This window comes from Bradyrhizobium sp. Ken64, from assembly GCF_055807555.1.
Genome location: NZ_JBVVPA010000023.1, coordinates 21,689 through 37,916, shown reverse-complemented (window position 1 = coordinate 37,916; position 16,228 = coordinate 21,689). Strand labels below are relative to the sequence as shown.

26 protein-coding genes and 1 tRNA gene are annotated in these 16,228 nt (G+C 61.5%); 13 read left to right on the top strand and 14 right to left on the bottom strand.

Annotated features, from left to right (window positions below; translation table 11 throughout):
- Positions 1-140: 140 nt before the first annotated feature.
- Together AC0L2F_RS29430 and AC0L2F_RS29425 are read right to left on the bottom strand one after the other, a co-directional pair.
- On the bottom strand, positions 141-626 hold the full coding sequence (locus AC0L2F_RS29430; RefSeq protein ID WP_007610167.1) for an Lrp/AsnC family transcriptional regulator: 486 nt from the start codon (positions 624-626) through the stop codon (positions 141-143).
- 261 nt (positions 627-887) lie between these two features.
- Entirely contained in the window at positions 888-1,193 is a 306-nt protein-coding gene (locus tag AC0L2F_RS29425) for an ETC complex I subunit (RefSeq protein WP_007591346.1), read from the bottom strand.
- A 258-nt stretch (positions 1,194-1,451) separates the two neighbouring features.
- Here AC0L2F_RS29425 and AC0L2F_RS29420 point away from each other — a divergent pair, with 258 nt between their 5' ends.
- Positions 1,452-2,621, top strand: a complete 1,170-nt coding sequence (locus tag AC0L2F_RS29420) for an OpgC domain-containing protein (RefSeq protein WP_456652149.1) — start codon at positions 1,452-1,454, stop codon at positions 2,619-2,621.
- Positions 2,622-2,789: 168 nt separating this feature from the next.
- On the top strand, positions 2,790-3,215 hold the full coding sequence (locus tag AC0L2F_RS29415; protein WP_473250787.1) for a translational machinery protein: 426 nt from the start codon (positions 2,790-2,792) through the stop codon (positions 3,213-3,215).
- 13 nt (positions 3,216-3,228) lie between these two features.
- Here AC0L2F_RS29415 and AC0L2F_RS29410 read toward each other — a convergent pair whose 3' ends face one another.
- From AC0L2F_RS29410 to AC0L2F_RS29390, 5 genes are all read right to left on the bottom strand, one after another.
- Complete coding sequence (locus tag AC0L2F_RS29410; RefSeq protein WP_007610164.1) at positions 3,229-3,423, bottom strand: hypothetical protein; 195 nt, start codon at positions 3,421-3,423, stop codon at positions 3,229-3,231.
- 798 nt (positions 3,424-4,221) lie between these two features.
- Positions 4,222-4,298: transfer RNA gene (locus tag AC0L2F_RS29405), tRNA-Pro, on the bottom strand.
- A 115-nt stretch (positions 4,299-4,413) separates the two neighbouring features.
- Positions 4,414-4,899 carry a DUF192 domain-containing protein gene (locus AC0L2F_RS29400; protein ID WP_473250786.1) on the bottom strand — a complete coding sequence of 162 codons (486 nt, stop codon included), beginning with the start codon at positions 4,897-4,899 and terminating at the stop codon, positions 4,414-4,416.
- Between the two features lie 111 nt (positions 4,900-5,010).
- Entirely contained in the window at positions 5,011-5,643 is a 633-nt protein-coding gene (locus AC0L2F_RS29395) for a cold-shock protein (RefSeq protein ID WP_018457757.1), read from the bottom strand.
- A 198-nt stretch (positions 5,644-5,841) separates the two neighbouring features.
- Positions 5,842-6,603 carry an SIR2 family NAD-dependent protein deacylase gene (locus AC0L2F_RS29390; RefSeq protein WP_473250785.1) on the bottom strand — a complete coding sequence of 254 codons (762 nt, stop codon included), beginning with the start codon at positions 6,601-6,603 and terminating at the stop codon, positions 5,842-5,844.
- 294 nt (positions 6,604-6,897) lie between these two features.
- Between AC0L2F_RS29390 and AC0L2F_RS29385 the strand changes: the two genes are divergently transcribed.
- Positions 6,898-7,062 (top strand): hypothetical protein, encoded by a 165-nt coding sequence (locus tag AC0L2F_RS29385; RefSeq protein ID WP_007610153.1) that lies wholly within the window; start codon positions 6,898-6,900, stop codon positions 7,060-7,062.
- A gap of 68 nt (positions 7,063-7,130) precedes the next feature.
- Here AC0L2F_RS29385 and AC0L2F_RS29380 read toward each other — a convergent pair whose 3' ends face one another.
- A complete protein-coding gene (locus tag AC0L2F_RS29380; protein WP_275174556.1) occupies positions 7,131-7,427 on the bottom strand; it encodes a hypothetical protein in 297 nt (98 codons plus the stop codon).
- Positions 7,428-7,705: 278 nt separating this feature from the next.
- Here AC0L2F_RS29380 and AC0L2F_RS29375 point away from each other — a divergent pair, with 278 nt between their 5' ends.
- Positions 7,706-7,936, top strand: a complete 231-nt coding sequence (locus AC0L2F_RS29375; protein ID WP_007610151.1) for a hypothetical protein — start codon at positions 7,706-7,708, stop codon at positions 7,934-7,936.
- A gap of 76 nt (positions 7,937-8,012) precedes the next feature.
- The gene (locus tag AC0L2F_RS29370; protein ID WP_473250784.1) at positions 8,013-8,138 is read left to right on the top strand and encodes a hypothetical protein; all 126 of its coding nucleotides are present in this window, start codon (positions 8,013-8,015) and stop codon (positions 8,136-8,138) included.
- On the opposite strand, the gene AC0L2F_RS29365 is transcribed toward AC0L2F_RS29370, so the two are convergent.
- Both AC0L2F_RS29365 and AC0L2F_RS29360 read right to left on the bottom strand, forming a co-directional pair.
- Positions 8,135-8,332, bottom strand: a complete 198-nt coding sequence (locus AC0L2F_RS29365) for a hypothetical protein (RefSeq protein ID WP_473250783.1) — start codon at positions 8,330-8,332, stop codon at positions 8,135-8,137. The two genes, AC0L2F_RS29370 and AC0L2F_RS29365, sit on opposite strands and share 4 nt — an antisense overlap.
- A gap of 742 nt (positions 8,333-9,074) precedes the next feature.
- Positions 9,075-9,227, bottom strand: coding sequence for a hypothetical protein (locus AC0L2F_RS29360; protein ID WP_007610141.1), 153 nt, complete (start codon positions 9,225-9,227; stop codon positions 9,075-9,077).
- 288 nt (positions 9,228-9,515) lie between these two features.
- Between AC0L2F_RS29360 and AC0L2F_RS29355 the strand changes: the two genes are divergently transcribed.
- Positions 9,516-9,743: a hypothetical protein gene (locus AC0L2F_RS29355; RefSeq protein ID WP_007610136.1), complete on the top strand. Its 228-nt coding sequence runs from the start codon at positions 9,516-9,518 to the stop codon at positions 9,741-9,743.
- Positions 9,744-9,969: 226 nt separating this feature from the next.
- Here the strand turns inward: AC0L2F_RS29355 and AC0L2F_RS29350 are convergent, their stop codons facing one another.
- Positions 9,970-10,146, bottom strand: a complete 177-nt coding sequence (locus AC0L2F_RS29350; RefSeq protein WP_007610132.1) for a DUF2934 domain-containing protein — start codon at positions 10,144-10,146, stop codon at positions 9,970-9,972.
- A 161-nt stretch (positions 10,147-10,307) separates the two neighbouring features.
- Complete coding sequence (locus AC0L2F_RS29345; RefSeq protein WP_007591377.1) at positions 10,308-10,604, bottom strand: HU family DNA-binding protein; 297 nt, start codon at positions 10,602-10,604, stop codon at positions 10,308-10,310.
- A 425-nt stretch (positions 10,605-11,029) separates the two neighbouring features.
- Between AC0L2F_RS29345 and AC0L2F_RS29340 the strand changes: the two genes are divergently transcribed.
- The 5 genes from AC0L2F_RS29340 to AC0L2F_RS29320 all read left to right on the top strand — a co-directional run bounded on the left by AC0L2F_RS29340 (position 11,030) and on the right by AC0L2F_RS29320 (position 13,264).
- Positions 11,030-11,200 carry a hypothetical protein gene (locus tag AC0L2F_RS29340; protein ID WP_231170940.1) on the top strand — a complete coding sequence of 57 codons (171 nt, stop codon included), beginning with the start codon at positions 11,030-11,032 and terminating at the stop codon, positions 11,198-11,200.
- Between the two features lie 243 nt (positions 11,201-11,443).
- On the top strand, positions 11,444-11,746 hold the full coding sequence (locus AC0L2F_RS29335; RefSeq protein WP_063994336.1) for a hypothetical protein: 303 nt from the start codon (positions 11,444-11,446) through the stop codon (positions 11,744-11,746).
- Positions 11,747-11,871: 125 nt separating this feature from the next.
- Positions 11,872-12,144 (top strand): hypothetical protein, encoded by a 273-nt coding sequence (locus AC0L2F_RS29330; protein WP_473250782.1) that lies wholly within the window; start codon positions 11,872-11,874, stop codon positions 12,142-12,144.
- Between the two features lie 172 nt (positions 12,145-12,316).
- The gene (locus AC0L2F_RS29325; RefSeq protein WP_007610124.1) at positions 12,317-12,493 is read left to right on the top strand and encodes a hypothetical protein; all 177 of its coding nucleotides are present in this window, start codon (positions 12,317-12,319) and stop codon (positions 12,491-12,493) included.
- Between the two features lie 246 nt (positions 12,494-12,739).
- Entirely contained in the window at positions 12,740-13,264 is a 525-nt protein-coding gene (locus tag AC0L2F_RS29320) for a hypothetical protein (protein ID WP_473250781.1), read from the top strand.
- Positions 13,265-13,554: 290 nt separating this feature from the next.
- On the opposite strand, the gene AC0L2F_RS29315 is transcribed toward AC0L2F_RS29320, so the two are convergent.
- Positions 13,555-13,824, bottom strand: coding sequence for a hypothetical protein (locus AC0L2F_RS29315; protein ID WP_473250780.1), 270 nt, complete (start codon positions 13,822-13,824; stop codon positions 13,555-13,557).
- Positions 13,825-13,829: 5 nt separating this feature from the next.
- Positions 13,830-14,030, bottom strand: coding sequence for a hypothetical protein (locus AC0L2F_RS29310; RefSeq protein WP_007591403.1), 201 nt, complete (start codon positions 14,028-14,030; stop codon positions 13,830-13,832).
- A gap of 761 nt (positions 14,031-14,791) precedes the next feature.
- On the opposite strand from AC0L2F_RS29310, the gene AC0L2F_RS29305 reads away from it, so the two are divergent.
- A complete protein-coding gene (locus AC0L2F_RS29305; RefSeq protein WP_063996744.1) occupies positions 14,792-15,190 on the top strand; it encodes a VOC family protein in 399 nt (132 codons plus the stop codon).
- A gap of 224 nt (positions 15,191-15,414) precedes the next feature.
- Positions 15,415-15,867, top strand: a complete 453-nt coding sequence (locus AC0L2F_RS29300) for a VOC family protein (protein ID WP_473250779.1) — start codon at positions 15,415-15,417, stop codon at positions 15,865-15,867.
- Positions 15,868-16,228 lie beyond the last annotated feature (361 nt).

The window sequence follows — 16,228 nt, the reverse complement described above, 5'->3', positions numbered from 1 at the left end:
CAGCGCTCACAGTTAGGTGAGTTACTTATCTTTTTATCCGCCTTATCCGAATTTGTATCCCGGTAAGGGAATTACTCCGGCGCCTTCGGATTTTTTGGATGTCGTTGTGCGAGCCAGGTTTGGAAGCCTTCGCCGCCGAACTATCCTGCCGCCGCGATCTCCTGCAACGGCAGCGGAACGTCCTTTGCCACGCCCAGCACCGGGAAGCTGCGGACGTTCTTCACGTTCGGCATCGCGGCGAAATGCAGGAGCTGCTGGCGCATGCTCTCGACGCTCGGCGCAACGCATTTGAGAAGATAGTCGGTGTCGCCCGAAATCCGCCAGCACTGCTGGATACGGGGGATCGCCGCGACCGAGCTCTCGAACGCCGCCAGCACCGGCTGGGCCTGGCTGCCGAGCTGGATCGAGACGAACGACACCACCTCGTAGCCGAGCAGCCGCTCGTCGATGACGGCGCGCACCGCCCGGATCACGCCGCGGCTGAACAGCGATTTCAGCCGCCTCACGCAGTTGGGCCCGGACACCCCGACGCGCAGCGCCAGCTCGTTGTTGCGAACCCGCCCGTCCTGCTGCAATTCGGAGAGTATTTTCAGATCGACGCCGTCGAGCTGGTCACGCCCCGCCATAGCCCACCTCGTCATGCTCGACTTATGCGAGGCAGCGAAGCACGGAGCGGAATGGCTGCCAAGGGCAGGACTATGGGAAGAATGCGCATGGTTGGCCGAGCTTATTCCCGCCAGCCGCGGGCTCTTACGCGGGGGCTAAAACAAGGATGCCCGGGACCCGGCTCCGCCAAGGCTTCGCCGGGCATTCAGTGTTGGGCCGGCGAAGCTTCAGCGAAGACGGCAAGCCCGGGCATGACGCGAGTCACGGAGCGTGGCCCGTCCTCAATGCGTCCAGGGTTCGCCGCGGCGGAACGAGAAATTGTCCGCATAGGCGACCGGACGGCGCACCGATTCCTTCGGCTCGATCACCTGGTAGGCGATGCCCTTGCGCTCGCAATAGGCGACCGCCTCTTCCTTGCTGTGGAAGTGCAGCGTGATCTGCTGCTTCATGTCGCCGGACGAGGTCCAGCCCATCAGCGGCTCGACCGCGCGCGGCTGCTCGGGCTCGTAGTCGAGCTGCCATTCCTTGGTCTTCGACCGGCCGGATTGCATCGCGTTCTTGGCGGGCTTGAAAATGCGTGCGGTCATGGATCGTCCGGCCCTCTTCTCGTCTTTTCGTTCGATTTCGATGCGTCACGGTAGCAGTTGGTGGAAACCGCGGGCATAGTATAGAGACACCTTTTGGGAACTAATCGGTGATTCCGGCCCCCGGGATGCCTCGCCGACCGGTATAATCACTATGCTGCATCGTGACAATTGCGTACCCGCCTTCCGCGCCGGGATCTCGCCCGGCGGCCCTGCTTCGTTGACGCCCACCTATCCGTCCCCTCCGAAAGCTCCCGTCGCATGTCCTTCCTGAACATCAACGCCACGCTTCCCGAGAAGGGCCGTGACCTCAGGCTCGACCTGTTTCGCGGCATCGCGAACTGGGCGATCTTCCTCGACCATATCCCCGACAACGTGGTGAACTGGATCACCACCCGCAACTACGGCTTTTCCGACGCCGCCGATCTGTTCGTTTTCATCTCCGGCTACACCGCCTCCTTCGTCTATGCCCGGATGATGCTCGAGCGCGGCTTCCTGGTCGGCGCCACGAGGCTGACCAAGCGGGTCTGGCAGCTCTACGTCGCCCACATCATCCTGTTCGTGATCTACATCGCCTCGATCAGCTATCTGGCGCTGCGCTTCGGCGATTCCGAGATGATCAACGAGTTCAACGTCGCGGGCCTGGTCGACAACGCCACCGAGACGCTGCGCCAGGGCCTGTTCCTGCGCTTCAAGCCGCTCAATCTCGACGTGCTGCCACTCTACATCGTGCTGATGGGGCTGTTTCCGCCGGTGCTCTGGTTCATGCTGCGCAAGCCGGACCTGACGATGGCATTGTCCATCGTGCTGTGGCTGACCGCGCGCCATTTCGGCTTGAACCTGAACGCCTATCCGGCCGGACAGTGGTACTTCAACCCGTATTGCTGGCAGGTGCTGTTCGTGTTCGGCGCCTGGTGCGCCATGGGCGGCGCGCGGCGCTCGATGACGTTGATCAACGCGCCGGTCACGCTGTGGCTCTGTCTCGGCTACATGCTGTTCGCGCTGGTCATGACCATGGCCGGCCGCTTCCCGACCCTCGGCGGTATGTTCCCGGAATGGCTGTTCTCGGCGTTCAATCCGAATGACAAGACCAATCTTGCGCCCTACCGCTTCATCCACTTCGTCGTGATCGTGATCCTGGTGATCCGCTTCGTGCCGAAGGACTGGCCGGGCCTGGAATGGAAAGGGTTCGACCCCATCATCGTGTGCGGCCAGCAGTCGCTCGCCGTGTTCTGCGTCGGCGTGTTCCTGTCCTTCGTCGGTCATTTCGAGCTGTCGATGAGCTCGGGCTCGCTGTTCGCGCAGATCTTCGTCAGCGTCGCCGGCATCGCGATCATGACGACGGTGGCCTATTACATCTCCTGGTCGAAGAAGCAGGACAAGCCGCTGAAGCCGCCGCCGCCCAAGCCTGCGGCCGCAAAAGCAGCCTGAGCCGGTTGCCTGGTCCTCCAGGCTCCGTTCAGTCCGCTGGACTGTTTCGGCTTGTCCGGGATCGGATTGACCTGCCTCAACCAGGGCGGCGCCCCGCCGGCCTAATGTCGCCGCGACGCACCCGCCGCAGCGATGTCGGCGCCCTCCCCTCGGACAAGGCCCAAGCACATGCCCTCTCATTTTCACGCCGTGGTATGGATCGACCATTCCCAGGCCCGGATCTTCCATCTCGGTCTGAGCGGCTCGGACGAAATCACACTGCATCCGCAGTTGGCGACGCGTCATCTTCATCACAAGGCCAACGCGATTGGCAGCGGCCATGCCGCGCCGGACAAGGCGTTCCTTGCCGACGTGACCAAAGCCCTCGCCGATGCCGGCGAAATCCTGATCATCGGTCCGGCGAGTGGAAAGACGGAGCTTGCCAGCCACATTCGCGCACACGCGCCCGACATCGCCACGCGGATTGCCGCGGTGGAAGCGGCCGATCATCCCTCCGATAACGAAATCGTCGCCTACGCGAAGCGTCACTTCAAATTGCCGCTGCCGCGTGTGCAGACGCCGGGATCGGCCGCGGGCGAGAGGCATTCGGGTTAACGGGCGCGGCCTGCTAGGCCGCCACTTCGCCGTCGTACTCGGTAAACTTCTTGTAGATCCAGTCGCGACCGTCGTGGCGGCGCCAGACCTTGCCGTAAACGAGCTGTCCGTTGATCGAGCGGCGCGGCACGAACACCGTCCAGAGGTGCCAGATCTCGGTCCAGCTCGCCTGCGGACCGATGGTTCGGACGTTGCGATCGAAAGACATGATGCAGAACTCACAAGATACGAGCGCTGCGACGAACTGTGATGTCGTGTGAGCACGATTTCAGGCAGCCCATCGCAAGCCGGACCGATCTGATAACAGGCACGAAGGCCGCCGCAACAACCGCTCGCCCTTAACCTAACCGGTCAACCTTACTTCCTGTGAGCGCGTGGCAAGACCGGTTGAAAGCGGTCGCCGATTTTCCTAGACTGTGTGCGATTTGAGAATGAGCGCGTCGTTTTGAGGACGCGCGGTTATTTCCAGACTGACGCGAATTTTTGAAAACGATTGATGGGCGGGGGCCACTACGATGAATTTGCAATGTGCATGTCTGCGCTTGGCGCTACGATCGACGCCGCCTGCTCTGCCTGCGAAGGCGCCGGAGCAAGAGCCGCGGAAGGTCGCCAACGACAATCAGCTGGCCTGGCCGTTCCTGCCGTTTCCGTTCGGCTGGTACGCGACGAACTGATGGTTGGAAAAGCGTAACGCCGCGCAAGCGGAATATCATCGCTTGGCGGCGTCCGTTAGGCATTGGGCGCTGAAATCCCCCAACACCTATGTGTCTGGGGCGACGCCTAAAGGTTCGACAAAGTTTCAGGAATTCCGCGCCGCCCGATCCGGCCCAATGCCTTGAAAAATCGCGCGGAAGTCGCGTTGCGCAGGGAATGAGCGCCGAGGATTGGGAAGCTTTGGCAGCTCCAGGCATCGGCACTGAACGCGCCTTGTCGGCTTGGCCGGGATCGCCTGGCGCCTCGTCGAACGGTTGCTGTTCTGAGGCGCGGGTCCGGCCCACCTCGGGACTGGTCGGGGCAGCTGGATTCGAACCAACGACCTGCAGTACCCAAAACTGCCGCGCTACCAGGCTGCGCTATACCCCGAATGTCCGGCGAGCCCCGTCGATACACGCTTCCCAAAGCGCCAGCAAGCCTTCCAAAGGCGCGAAGCACGCTTCCCAAAAGACCGCCGGGACGGGGGTAATAGCTCCCTTCCCGCCTACTTGCTGCCGAACAGCGGGTGGCCGACGCGATCGCCGGCGCGGATGCCATATTTTTGTGCCGTGCCTGCCACCACCTCCAGAACAGCCCGCGCGGGCCCCCCGGATGAGATGATCTTTGTCGACATCGGCTCGGTATTTTCGGCGATGCGGAGGATTCGGCCGTCGGCGCGAATGAAGATCATGTCGAGCGAGACGTAGGTGTTCTTCATCCACATCGACACCTCCTGCTCGGGATTGAAGTCGAACAGCATGCCTTTGCCGTCCGCCAGTTCCTTGCGGTACATCAGGCCGGTCTGCTTCTCCTCCTCGGTGGTCGCGATCTCGACCGAGAACACCTGCACGCCGTTTTTGGTGACGATCTCGAGCGGCTGGAAGCTGGCGGCGCGGACCGGCGCGCTCGCGACGGCACAGCCGGCGACGACGAGGATGGCGGCAAGCCAGCCCTTCGCAACGGCGAAGACGGCCTTTCGATCGAAATTCATGGATGGCTCTCGAGGCGTGGGACTGGACCAGTCCTTACGTGGCGGTCGCCGGAAAAGCCAGAGGCGCGCCGGCCAGCCAGCGCGCCTCTGCTCACGATTGCGGGAATTGGATCAGTGGGACGAGACCGGCGATCCCGTCTCGGGATGGATCTCGGCCGCCATCATACCCTTGGAGCCGGGCCCGAAGCGGACCAGGACATACTGACCGGGCCGCAACTCGGTCATGCCGAAGCGGCGCAGCGTCTCCATGTGCACGAAGATGTCGGGGGTGCCCTCGCCGCATGTCAGGAAGCCGAAACCGCGCAGCCGGTTGAACCACTTGACCTGAGCCCGCTCCAGCCCGCTGGTCGCTGTCACCGTGACATGGGTGCGCGGCGGCAGCATCTGCGCCGGATGGATCGCAGTCGACTCGTCCATCGAGACCACGCGGAACGCCTGGTACCCCTTGGCGCGCTGGATGCACTCGACGACGATGCGGGCGCCCTCGTAGGCGGTCTGGAAGCCGTCGCGCCTAAGCACGGTAACGTGCAGGAGCACGTCGGGCCAACCATTGTCGGGAACGATGAAGCCGTAGCCCTTTGAGGCATCGAACCATTTGATGACGCCGTGAACCTCGACGAGGTTGGCGCTGCTCTCACCAAGTCCGGTGAAGGGACTGAGTGCGCTGTCGCGACCGCCCCCGCCGTGTTCGCCCACCGCGGGAACTCCGACCTTCTTGGACTCAAATCCGTCCGACGACCCCATAACCCCGGACCCCACACATGCCATGCAACCCGCCTGAATGGCGGCGCCGAATCACGCGTCTTTAGAGAATCTTCTCAACTCGACGCGACGCGAATCTTTCGACTCAAAAGATAACACTCCCGGTTGCGAGGCATAGACAAAAAAGAGATTCGCCGGAACCTATGAACAGCTTGCACAGCCGCGAATCAAATTGCTGCCTCAATTACCGACAAAGGGCCCGAGCGTTTCGCCGATGTCGTGGCGGAGCACGAGGTCGGCGATGTCGTCCTGCTCGGTAGGCTCGCGATTGACGATCACCAGGCGCGCACCCGATTCCTTCGCCATCATCGGAAAGCCCGCGGCCGGCCATACCACCAGCGAGGAACCGATCGCGATGAAGAGGTCGCAGGTTTGCGACAGCGCGGTCGCGCGCTGCATTTCGTCCTCGGGCATCATCTGGCCGAAGGAGATCGTGGCGGTCTTCACCGGCTCGTCGCACACGGTACAGTTGGGCGCGGCGCCCTCCTCGTCGATGCGGCGCTTCACCCAGTCGAGCGGATAGGCCTGACCGCATCCGATGCAGCGCGCATACGTGGTGTTGCCGTGAAGTTCGATCACGTGATCGCTCGCGACGCCTGAGGCCTGGTGCAGATTGTCGATGTTCTGGGTGATGATCGCGGGAACCTTGCCGGCGCGGTAGAGCGAGGCGAGCGCGCGATGGCCGCGACCGGGCCTCGCCGCCGCAAAGACCTCCTCCATCGCGAAGCGCCGGCGCCAGGATTCGTCGCGCGCCTCCCGGCTGGCGACGAACTCGTCGAATGGGATCGGGCGGTTGCGCGTCCAAATTCCGCCCGGCGAGCGGAAGTCGGGGATGCCGCACTCCGTCGAGATGCCCGCCCCGGTGAACGGCACGATCCGTTTGGCTTCGGCGATCATGTCGCCGAGACGCTCGACGCCGCTGCGAAGATCCGATGCAATCAACGCGGCCTCCCGTTTTGCTTTGCCGATTGGCTTGGCTGATCGGTTTTGCTGATTTGTTTTTGCGCTAGCTGCAACATGTGCAAGCGACAAGATTATTGACGCTGTTATCCACTGCCGCGCAAGACGCGGTCGGCAATTTTTTCCGACCCTCGCTTATCACAATCCTGCAATGCCTCCTCCCCATTGACGCCCCAATCAGAAGCGCCAATGCATGTGTTGACGCGACTCAACGTGATTGCGGCGGCAGTGCTTGGGTTCAGTAGGACACATACTCACGTGCAGAGGGGATTTGAAATGACCGAGGACGAACAGCGTAAAATCCGCGAACGCGAAGAGATCGCCGCCCGTGTCGCCGCCTTCCGTGCCACCCAGGAAAAATTCAAACGCGAGCGTGACGAGTATTTCGTGTCGACGCTCGACAACGCGCGCAAGGTGGAACGGCCCTCGCTCTGGCCGTAACGACACCAGATCACCAGGCATGAAAAGAGCCCGGAGCGTTGCTCCGGGCTCTTTCGTTTGTTCAACCGTTACCAGTGACGGTAATAATGGTGGCGGCGGTAGTACGGTCCATCGCCGTAATAGGCGTACGGACCAGGGCCGTAAGCGTAGGCCGGGCGGCCATAGTAGCCATACCCCGGGCCGTAGCCGTAGCCATAAGGATGGGATGCTGCGACAGCGCCCGCGGTGATGGCGCCGGCCGCGAGGCCGAATGCGAGGCCCGGACCGATGCCGCGGCCGCGCGCCTCGGCGGGCGCAGGCGCCGCGATCGTGGTCACGCCGACGGCCGCAACGGTAGCCAGAACTGCCAGTGTCTTCCTGATCATAAATGTCCTCCTTCGTATCTCGCACAGACAACGCCGGCGCGTTGCGATGGTTGCGCGCAAGCCTGTGGAACCGAGCTCGGAATAAATCCGGCCACGCATGGAACAGGGGCGCGTTCCGCGAATTGTTTGTTCAAGTGCGGAAGCCTCCGCCGTCGGGTTGAGGCAACAGCACGAAGACCCCGTCAGCATCACCAATGCTGGCGGGGTTTTCAGTTTTACGACAGCGAATTGGCAACGCACCACCATTGCTGCCAGCGGGGAGCGCCTAGGAGGATGAAGTGCCGATATCCAAATTGCTGGCCCGTATCCGCAGGCTCGTTCCCAGATCCGGCGATCAGCATTACGACGAGATCGTCCGCAGTTTCGGTGTCGGCACGCTGCGCCCGCCGCCGACGCCGATGAGCGACGGCGAGCTGGCGCGGGCCATTGCCGAGTTCCTCAAGGAACAGCCGTCGAGCGAGTCCGTAGGCGCCCTCGGCCGGCGGCTCGACCCCACCACCCCGCTTTGAGGTGCCGTTGTTCTTGTCCGGGAACATGCGCTTCGCGCGCACGTTGGCGTAGCCTTCAAGGAGAAAAGAGGCCGACATGCCCGTTTGGCTCGAAGTCTTGCTCAACCTGTCCGGCTATGCCGGCTTCGTGGCGCTCGCCTCACAGGGCACCGCGTGCCCAAGCAATTCCGCCGACCATCAGATCTCCGGCGACGACCGCTAATTCGCGTGCGGTGCCTGGCCGGCCGTGCGCATCAGCCGGTCGGCCTTGACCGCGACACGCGTGTCCTCGAGCTGTGGCCGCAGCGAGATACTGATCACTACGAATGCCAGACAAAAAAGCGTGCCGACGATGGCGACGCGCCGGTAGGTGTGGCGGTCGCCCTGATAAAAACTCGGTTCTGAAAAAGGTGTCATGAATTCGTTCTTGGCAAAATTGCTTGTTGGTCAAAGTCGCTTGTTGGCAAAGTCGGATCGCGTCTTCGCCAGACACCTATCCCAAGCAGCGGCAAGCGCAACGCGATTGCGCTTTTAACCTAACCGAATAGGGTTATCGGCTTCGCGGCAAGCTTCCGTTAGGAGTTGGCGAAGCGTCTCCAGAACTCGGCGAGCCGCTTCAAGCTCGAAGCCGAAGCTTCTGGCGATCCGCCGTCCGGCTTTGTTCCAGCTTCACCTGCCTTTCGTTCTCGAAGAACGAATCGGAATCGCAGAAATCGGCGCGAAGCAAGTCTTAACACTTCGTTTGTGCGCAAACGATCGCATCATCGCCAACGATCGCGCGCTCACATCGCGTCTTCGGATTTCCATCGCGGTGGCACCTGCGGCACCGACGGCCTGCCTTTGCGCAAGCGCGGGTGCCGGTCGTACCAAAACACGCGATCTCGGCAAACATCTCGAGCAACCAGCACGCATCCATGTCGCGTCTCCCTCGCCTCATCTCGTAGCGAGGACACGCGGACGGGACTGTGCGAAGCATCACGCCGGCTTGGTCAGGAAGGGCGCGTCCCGCATCGACACAGAAGCCACGGCTTGTTCTGCATCCGACTCCATTTCGTTCGCAAGGAACGAATCGGAGTCGAGAAATCAGCACAAAACGATTCCTAACGATCGGTGAAGGCCGGCGCGATTGCCTGTTATCATCGACGTAGTGCGACGCTCATCACGCCGCTTGCTTCACCGTCTCCTTCCCCGACAGGTCCTTCTCCGAAAAGCATTCGAGGATCTGGATGCGGAGTTCTTCCGCGGCCGGACCTTCGAGCTTCCTGAGTTGATTCCAGAGCCTGATCACTTCGCGTTGTTTCTCGACAGTCATGGGCACCTCCAACCAAATGGTCGCCGCCAAAGAGATGCTTCACTAGAACAAATGAAGAACACAAAGTCCAGCCCCTCCTCGCGAAATTCGCCGGGCAGATCGCCTTGAGCCTTCCGCGCGCCGGCGCGGTTGCTTTTTGGGTTTTCAACCTTAAGTTCGAGAACGCGGCGGGCGGCGCGCTGAAATCCCATCGCAGCCAGCTAAGAAGGCCCCGCGCGAAAGCGCGGGGTTTTTCTTTTGGGGAACGCGCCATCGCCCTCCCCGTTAGTCATTCCGGAGCGAGGGACCGTGACCAGAAAATACTACGCCGTCGAAGTGGTGCGTCAGATCGAGGAGACTGTGGAGATCATGGTCGAAGCGCCGGATCAGACCGCCGCACATGATGCAGCGCTCGCGCACCTGAAGGCGCGCGGCTCCGAATATCAGTGGCTCAATCCCAAATGCGATCTCGTCGTCTGGCGCGAGCGCCAGGTCGATACGCCGGCGATCATCGACGTGTCCGTGTCGCCGGACTAGCGGCCGGAACGAATTTTCCCGGCCCGCGTTATCAGGTCGAATTCAGTGGTGCTGGCGGCATGTCGCGACGCGGCCTGCCAGCTTGAAGAGCCCCGGTCCCCAAGCCCGGGGTTTTTCTTTGAGAGCGGTGGCCCGAACAGCAAAGCAGCCATCCCGGGTGTTACGCCGGGTGGCTGCTTTGAGAACTGTCGACACTCGCCTCTGTCCGCCTGTTAGACCAGCAAAGTCAGACCGGCAGATTGTCGGTCATCCCGGGTGGGACTTCGCCTTGCTTGGTCCGCTCGGCGAGAAGCTCCTTTTCGGCCTCGTACCAGAAGGTGTCCATCGTGCCCGCGGGCTCGCCGGCCTCCTTCCAGAGGTGATAAGCCCGATTTCGAATCTCTTCTTCGCTGAGACCAGTCATGTGATTTCTCCCTTTCGGAAGCAAAGCCTGACGACGCCCGAGAGTTCCCTAAGAGAGTTCCTTATTGGTTCAGCACAAGCAAGCAGTCATTGCAGCAGTCCGCGGCAGCACTCCGCGAAAAGGAGAGTCCCACAACGAAAACGCGAGCCCTTGGCGAGCCCTTAGACGGAGTCCTTGGCCACCTTCAGAGGAGAGGCCTTCACCGACTTGCTCGCCGGCTTCGCGGCGAACTGCATCGGCTCCTTGGTGAAGGGATTGACGCCCATGCGGGCTTCGGTGGCCGGCTTGTTCACCACCGACATCTTCACGAAGCCGGGAATGACGAACTCGCCGGACTCGTTGAGCTCTTTGTAGCCAACCGTCGCCATGTACTCGATGACCGACTTCACGTCGTTCTTCGACAGCTGCGTGCCCTCGGCAATTGCATCGATCAACTGAGTCTTCGTCATCTTCGCCATGTCTGAATTTCCTTCTGTGCGCGCGAGCAGGCTTTGCTCAGGACGCGGTCCGACCGCGCAACGCGCTTCTGATTCATGCCAACTTTCATGAAGTGACGGGGCTTAGAACCCATCGACGGCCAAAACGCAAGCAGGGGGTTCTGCGGAGGGCCGCACGCCCCGGCAAAGGATGCCGCAGCTTGCGCCGTTTTCGCGTTGAACCATTTTCTCCCGGAGGCGTCTAACTCTTTGAAGTCCCCAAACTTCACCCCATCAGAGAGCCCCGCTTCCCCCAGGCGGGGCTTTCGCCTTTGCCGGGAGCCCTGCCGCGCATTGCCGATCCGGCTGGGCCCCGAGGTCTGCGCCGGGGCCACGCGGGTGACCGTCACAAGGCAGGTTCTCTTTTCCGGCCATCTCCTGCATAATGCGGCATGGCAAAAACAAAAGTGACCTTCAAAACCGTCCGCATTGCAGACAACGACTGGAAAATCCTGGCGGATTACCCGGACAGCGAACAGCGCGAAATCAAGGGCTTCACCAGCAAGGCAGACGCCGACGACTGGATCAACGGCGACCGCAAGATCGCGTGGCTCCGCTCGCAGGGATACGCCAAGTAAAGCGCGCATAAGTCACACACGCATCGTGTGACGCCCCTAGGGGTACGAGGCGCGCTTCGTCCCTCCCCGCTCCAGATCTCCTTCCCGTGCCGGCGCATTGCCGAGCAGGCGGCAATGCCGGCGCGCCTATCGATCGCATGCGGCACCTGGTCGAGAAACCTGTGATCGGGCATGCCCCGTTGAGACTTCGGTAACCTAACGCCTCCAAGCTCCTGTCAGTATCGTTGCGTTGGAGTACCCACAGTGCTGGATTTTAACGAGCTGCGTGAACTCGCGGCCGATGTTCGCGTGTTCGTCGAGATTGCCGAAGACAAGGCCGAAGCGCTTCGCGCCGTCATCACCGCCTATGACGTGGTGCTCGCGATCTTCCCGTCCGGAGAGGGCATGGGCCTCCACGTCATCAAGGGCGGCGATATCCTCGACAGGATCGCAAACTCACGAACCCATGCGAGCTACAGCCACACGGCGATCGCGGTTCCTGACCTGGAGCATGCGGAAGTGCTCAAGCACCTGACGGGCCCGGGCGATCAGCGGCTTGCGGCCTAGAAGGTTTTCAAGCGAAGTGATAGCGGTTCGCGCGAAGACGAGAATTTTTGCACTCCGGAACGCCCTGTTTTAGGAACACGGCTTCCGCGCTCCCGTTGGCCCACACAACCAACCAGGAGTTTGAGATGAAGAAGCTCGTCGTTGCGACCGCCGCCCTCGGCCTCATGTGCGGCGCTGCCTTTGCGCAGAACCAGACCGGCCCTGCCCCACAGTCCGACAACATGCAGAAGCCCGGCATGACCAACACGGACAAGGGCACGATGACCAAGGGCACGACCGGCATGAGCCATGACGGCATGAGCAAGGGCGGAATGGTGAAGCCCGACGCCTCCGGCCATGGCGGCTCCGGCCCCGGCAGCGACCAGGGCGGCACCAGGACCCGCAGCAACATGAAGTAAGCCGGCTTCCTGTACGGCTCGCTTCCCGGCCGCGCCGCTTCCACAAGCGGCACGGCCATTTCATGATGCGGGTCTTTTTGGAACCTGTCGCATTGCACTCCTCACAATCCCGCGCGTGCCGGAACGGCCAGGTCTCGCCGCGAGTTGCCCCATCTCCAGCAAGGAGATCGTCATGAGCGTTGAAGGTAAAGTGAAGGAAGGCGCCGGGTTCATCAAAGAAGAGATGAACGAACACGGCAAGTCCCCCGAGAGCCAGAAGAAGGCCCAGGAAGGTCGCGATTTGCGCAACGAAGGCCGGATCGAAGACGGCAAGCCGCCGAAGACGACGAAGCCCGGCACCGGTCACTAATCGCGTTTCGAAAACGCCGCTTGGCGAAAGCCGCCTCTGGTCATGTCAGGGGCGGTTTTTCACGTTCATGATCGGAGGATACGTGCGCGCCTGCGTCGAGCCCTCAGGATGAGGCCAGTTTTGCGGGCGAGATATCAGACCCTCATGGTGAGGAGCCCGCTAAAGCGGGCGTCTCGAACCATGCAGCGCCGTGGCTGGTAGAACGCTGCGGCTGTTGTATGGTCGCACGTTTCTTGTGAGGGGCTGATGAAGATTGCCATTGTTATCGCCGGGTTGACCGTTGTTGCTGCTGCCGTTCTCGTGGCGGTACAGCCCGGCTTTCTGAAGCCTGCGTCTCTGGCACTCGTGCAGAAGTCCGATATCCTCGGCTTTTCGCCCGGCATGACATTCGACGAGACCAACAAGCTCATCACGCAACGGCGCTACCGCTGCCGTCAGCTTCGCGATTCTTACGTCCTTGAATGCGTAGTCGACGGCGCCAAGGTCACGATCTTTGCCGACGACGTTGACCCCAAGAATCCGGACCCCAAACATTCCATCTGGCGCGTCAATGCGGAGGTGAGCAATCCGGGTCCCCAGGACGCTGCTTCCAAAGACGCTGCAGTCAAATCGATATCCGACCAATTCAACGCCCAGCCAACCAGGGACGACCGGGAGGGATGGACATGGACCGTCGGCCGTGGGCTGAAGCTGAGCTACGACGGCGCCGCCTTGAAGCTCGTGGCCGAAGCCGAGGAAATCAGGCGTGGCAAGCAGCAAGCAAAGCGCTAGCGAGCCCTCTGGTCGTGCGTCTGCTGTAGGGCACAGCAATCAATCCGCCTCAGATGCATGTCTCATCGCCGGCGCATCCAACAGTTATTCTATCGCATCCGCGCAACCGTTCCTTGATAGGTTTCCCGCCTAGATTGTACTCACTTGGAATGAACGTGGCGGGGTTTGGTGCGGATCTTAAGGCATCGATGCTGGCGAAGAGCACCGCGATCACGCAGCGAACGGCGCGTCACCGTAATCCGCAATTCCCGTCGGATGGGCGAATATCCGGCATCACGGTCATTGCCGGATCACTCCGGTAGGCCGCGGATTGCCAGCTTGGCGACCGTAAGAACGACGAAGGCGACTGCCCCGTAAACGATTGCATTCACGGCCCAGGTGATGGCGACGCCCAGGAAAACGGAACTGCCGACAGCTCCCCAGAATAGGTAAGCTGCAGATATGCCCGGCATCTCCCATGCCATCACAGCGATGGAGTAATCGGTGAGCTGCTCCATGACGAGCAGCACCGTCGAGACGAGCGCCCCGATTGCCAGTGCGAGGACGAGAACGGATTTCATTGTCTTCAAAGGCCCAACAGCCCCATCAGTATCGGAATCATAAAAAAGGCTGCCAGGCCGAGGAGACCTCCTACGGCAACCTTCACCCAACGCCGTTGGATCTTCGGCTCGAGCCATGTCGCCAGTTTCACCCAGAGCGCATACGCCCATCCAGCAACAATCGAGCGGATCAGTGCAAACAGAAGCTCCCCTAGAATATTGGCCATGGCGGTTAGTCGCGTCATCTCCGCGAGGAGTTCATCTGCGAACGGCTAAACGACCCTGTCCACCCGGGGGTGAGTGGCCAATTCTGCGGTTTGCATCACCGTTCGGAGCGCCCGGTAGCGCTGTGGGGCGCTTCGCGTGGAGGGGCTCGCTGTCTAACGCTTGGTCCTCTGCGCACTCCCGCTCTTGCACATAGCAAGGCTATTCCAGCGGCGCGCAGAGGCATCGGCCCCGTCACCGTTGAAACCGCCCTTCGCTTCCTCGGCTTTGCAGCAAGCTTGCGAGAAGCCAGCCTGCAGGCAGAGAGCCATGCTACCCGCAGCCTTTGCCGCGTCCGGAGCCGTACTCCACGGCGCGGCCAGTGAAGCAACCAAAAGTGCCGTTCTGAAACGCATCAATATCTCCCCGGAGCTTGCAATAGCGTCCACCCCCTTCGGTCGACCGGCATGACGCCCGAGCTCCAACGTTCTGAAGACTCTCCAATGATCGATTATCTGGAAAGTTGAGCGTCCTGACAACAGCGGCCTCGGACGAACTGGCGCGCGGCCCGTGTGACTCTGCAATTGCGGTGACGGTGTGGTCCAGCCCTGTCACCGAGATCATCGTGTTTCACTTGAGGCGCAGTCCAGCACGGCCATCATAATTCATGCCCTTAATTCGCGCGCTCGGCGCGGCATCGTGACTGCTGACATCAGGGTGGCAGCAGCGGTGTGCGACGAGCCCCGCGATGCCGCTCAAATCTGCGGCCAACAAAGGACATGCCATGAAGTTCGCTTCCACTCGCCTGATCGCCACCGACATCAAAACCATGGTTTCGTTCTACGAGATGGTCACCGGATGTTCCGCCGAATGGCTCGCGCCGGTGTTCGCCAAGATCGTGACGCCGGGCGCCAACCTGGCCATAGGCGCTGCTGAGACGGTCGCGCTCTGGAAAGAAAACAGTGCCGAGCCCGGCGCAAACCGCACCGCCGTGATCGAGTTTCAGGTTGAAGACATCGATGCGGATTATGAGCGCCTGAAGGACAAGGTCACGCTGGTGCACGAGCTGAAGACGATGCCATGGGGCAACAAGACGTTCCAGTTTCGCGACCCCGAAGGCACCGCAGTATCGCTCTTCATGCCGCCGATCGAGCAGGCCGGAAAGCGCCTCGCGGCGGGATAGGCCACGGCAGCAGACCGCCCGCCCAGATCACCAATCGCGCGTGTGCGGCACTGGATTTGCGGTGAACGTGCATTGAGTTCGCGGGCTGAATTACTCCATCAGCCGGCTTCGCCCTCACGCACACGTGCGCCCACCCTCTGCCCCTCCTCCCAATTTCCTGCTATCTCCTACCCCCGCCGTCCCGGCCCAAATCAAAACCCCATCCGTTCAAGGGAGCAACAACCATGCGATACCTCCACACCATGCTGCGCGTGCGCAATCTCGATGTCGCGCTGAAGTTTTACCAGGATGCGCTGGGGCTGAAGGAGGTGCGGCGCATCGAGAACGACAAGGGGCGTTTCACGCTGGTGTTCCTGTGCTCGTCGGACGACCTCGAGGCGCTCAAGAAGCAGCCGCAGACGCGCGGCGCGCCGCTGGTCGAGCTCACCTGGAATTGGGACCAGGAAAAATATGGCGAGGACCGCTTCTTCGGCCATCTCGCCTATGAGGTCGACGATATCTACGCCACCTGCGAGAAGCTGATGAAGGCCGGCGTCACCATCAACCGTCCGCCGCGCGACGGCAACATGGCCTTCGTCCGCTCGCCGGATTTGCACTCGATCGAGATCTTGCAGAAGGGCGAGCCGAAGCCGCCGCAGGAGCCGTGGTCGTCGATGCCCAACATCGGCCATTGGTAGAGCCTTTTTGCGGGAACCAGCCCCTGTCCCACGCGTTCTTTCTTCGACAATGCAATTGGAGGAGAACGCGATGGGACGCGGAATTTTGTTGTGGATGTTGGGTGTGCCGATCCCGGTGATCATTCTGCTGTGGCTGTTCTTCGGCCGCTGATCGCCTGACCAGCTTGACCTTGCAATGAAAGCTCCGCCTCGGGCGGGGCTTTTTGCATGCCGACCTTTTGCATGAGAGGATCGGCGCAATCGCGCGTCGCTTGCCGCAGTGAATTCCGCTATCACCCGGGCTTGCAGCCTGCATGGAGCGCACGCGTCATCCGAGACTGACGCTGCCGAAGCACCCCGGATTGCGCTTCGCTCCATCCGG

Bases quoted from the DNA above. Each gene is read 5' to 3' on its own strand.
- AC0L2F_RS29430 (WP_007610167.1), bottom strand. From the start codon at position 626: ATGGCGGGGCGTGACCAGCTCGACGGCGTCGATCTGAAAATACTCTCC.
- AC0L2F_RS29425 (WP_007591346.1), bottom strand. From the start codon at position 1,193: ATGACCGCACGCATTTTCAAGCCCGCCAAGAACGCGATGCAATCCGGC.
- AC0L2F_RS29420 (WP_456652149.1), top strand. From the start codon at position 1,452: ATGTCCTTCCTGAACATCAACGCCACGCTTCCCGAGAAGGGCCGTGAC.
- AC0L2F_RS29415 (WP_473250787.1), top strand. From the start codon at position 2,790: ATGCCCTCTCATTTTCACGCCGTGGTATGGATCGACCATTCCCAGGCC.
- AC0L2F_RS29410 (WP_007610164.1), bottom strand. From the start codon at position 3,423: ATGTCTTTCGATCGCAACGTCCGAACCATCGGTCCGCAGGCGAGCTGG.
- AC0L2F_RS29400 (WP_473250786.1), bottom strand. From the start codon at position 4,899: ATGAATTTCGATCGAAAGGCCGTCTTCGCCGTTGCGAAGGGCTGGCTT.
- AC0L2F_RS29395 (WP_018457757.1), bottom strand. From the start codon at position 5,643: ATGGGGTCGTCGGACGGATTTGAGTCCAAGAAGGTCGGAGTTCCCGCG.
- AC0L2F_RS29385 (WP_007610153.1), top strand. From the start codon at position 6,898: ATGACCGAGGACGAACAGCGTAAAATCCGCGAACGCGAAGAGATCGCC.
- AC0L2F_RS29380 (WP_275174556.1), bottom strand. From the start codon at position 7,427: ATGATCAGGAAGACACTGGCAGTTCTGGCTACCGTTGCGGCCGTCGGC.
- AC0L2F_RS29370 (WP_473250784.1), top strand. From the start codon at position 8,013: ATGCCCGTTTGGCTCGAAGTCTTGCTCAACCTGTCCGGCTATGCCGGC.
- AC0L2F_RS29365 (WP_473250783.1), bottom strand. From the start codon at position 8,332: ATGACACCTTTTTCAGAACCGAGTTTTTATCAGGGCGACCGCCACACC.
- AC0L2F_RS29360 (WP_007610141.1), bottom strand. From the start codon at position 9,227: ATGACTGTCGAGAAACAACGCGAAGTGATCAGGCTCTGGAATCAACTC.
- AC0L2F_RS29350 (WP_007610132.1), bottom strand. From the start codon at position 10,146: ATGACTGGTCTCAGCGAAGAAGAGATTCGAAATCGGGCTTATCACCTC.
- AC0L2F_RS29345 (WP_007591377.1), bottom strand. From the start codon at position 10,604: ATGGCGAAGATGACGAAGACTCAGTTGATCGATGCAATTGCCGAGGGC.
- AC0L2F_RS29330 (WP_473250782.1), top strand. From the start codon at position 11,872: ATGAAGAAGCTCGTCGTTGCGACCGCCGCCCTCGGCCTCATGTGCGGC.
- AC0L2F_RS29325 (WP_007610124.1), top strand. From the start codon at position 12,317: ATGAGCGTTGAAGGTAAAGTGAAGGAAGGCGCCGGGTTCATCAAAGAA.
- AC0L2F_RS29320 (WP_473250781.1), top strand. From the start codon at position 12,740: ATGAAGATTGCCATTGTTATCGCCGGGTTGACCGTTGTTGCTGCTGCC.
- AC0L2F_RS29315 (WP_473250780.1), bottom strand. From the start codon at position 13,824: ATGAAATCCGTTCTCGTCCTCGCACTGGCAATCGGGGCGCTCGTCTCG.
- AC0L2F_RS29310 (WP_007591403.1), bottom strand. From the start codon at position 14,030: ATGGCCAATATTCTAGGGGAGCTTCTGTTTGCACTGATCCGCTCGATT.
- AC0L2F_RS29305 (WP_063996744.1), top strand. From the start codon at position 14,792: ATGAAGTTCGCTTCCACTCGCCTGATCGCCACCGACATCAAAACCATG.
- AC0L2F_RS29300 (WP_473250779.1), top strand. From the start codon at position 15,415: ATGCGATACCTCCACACCATGCTGCGCGTGCGCAATCTCGATGTCGCG.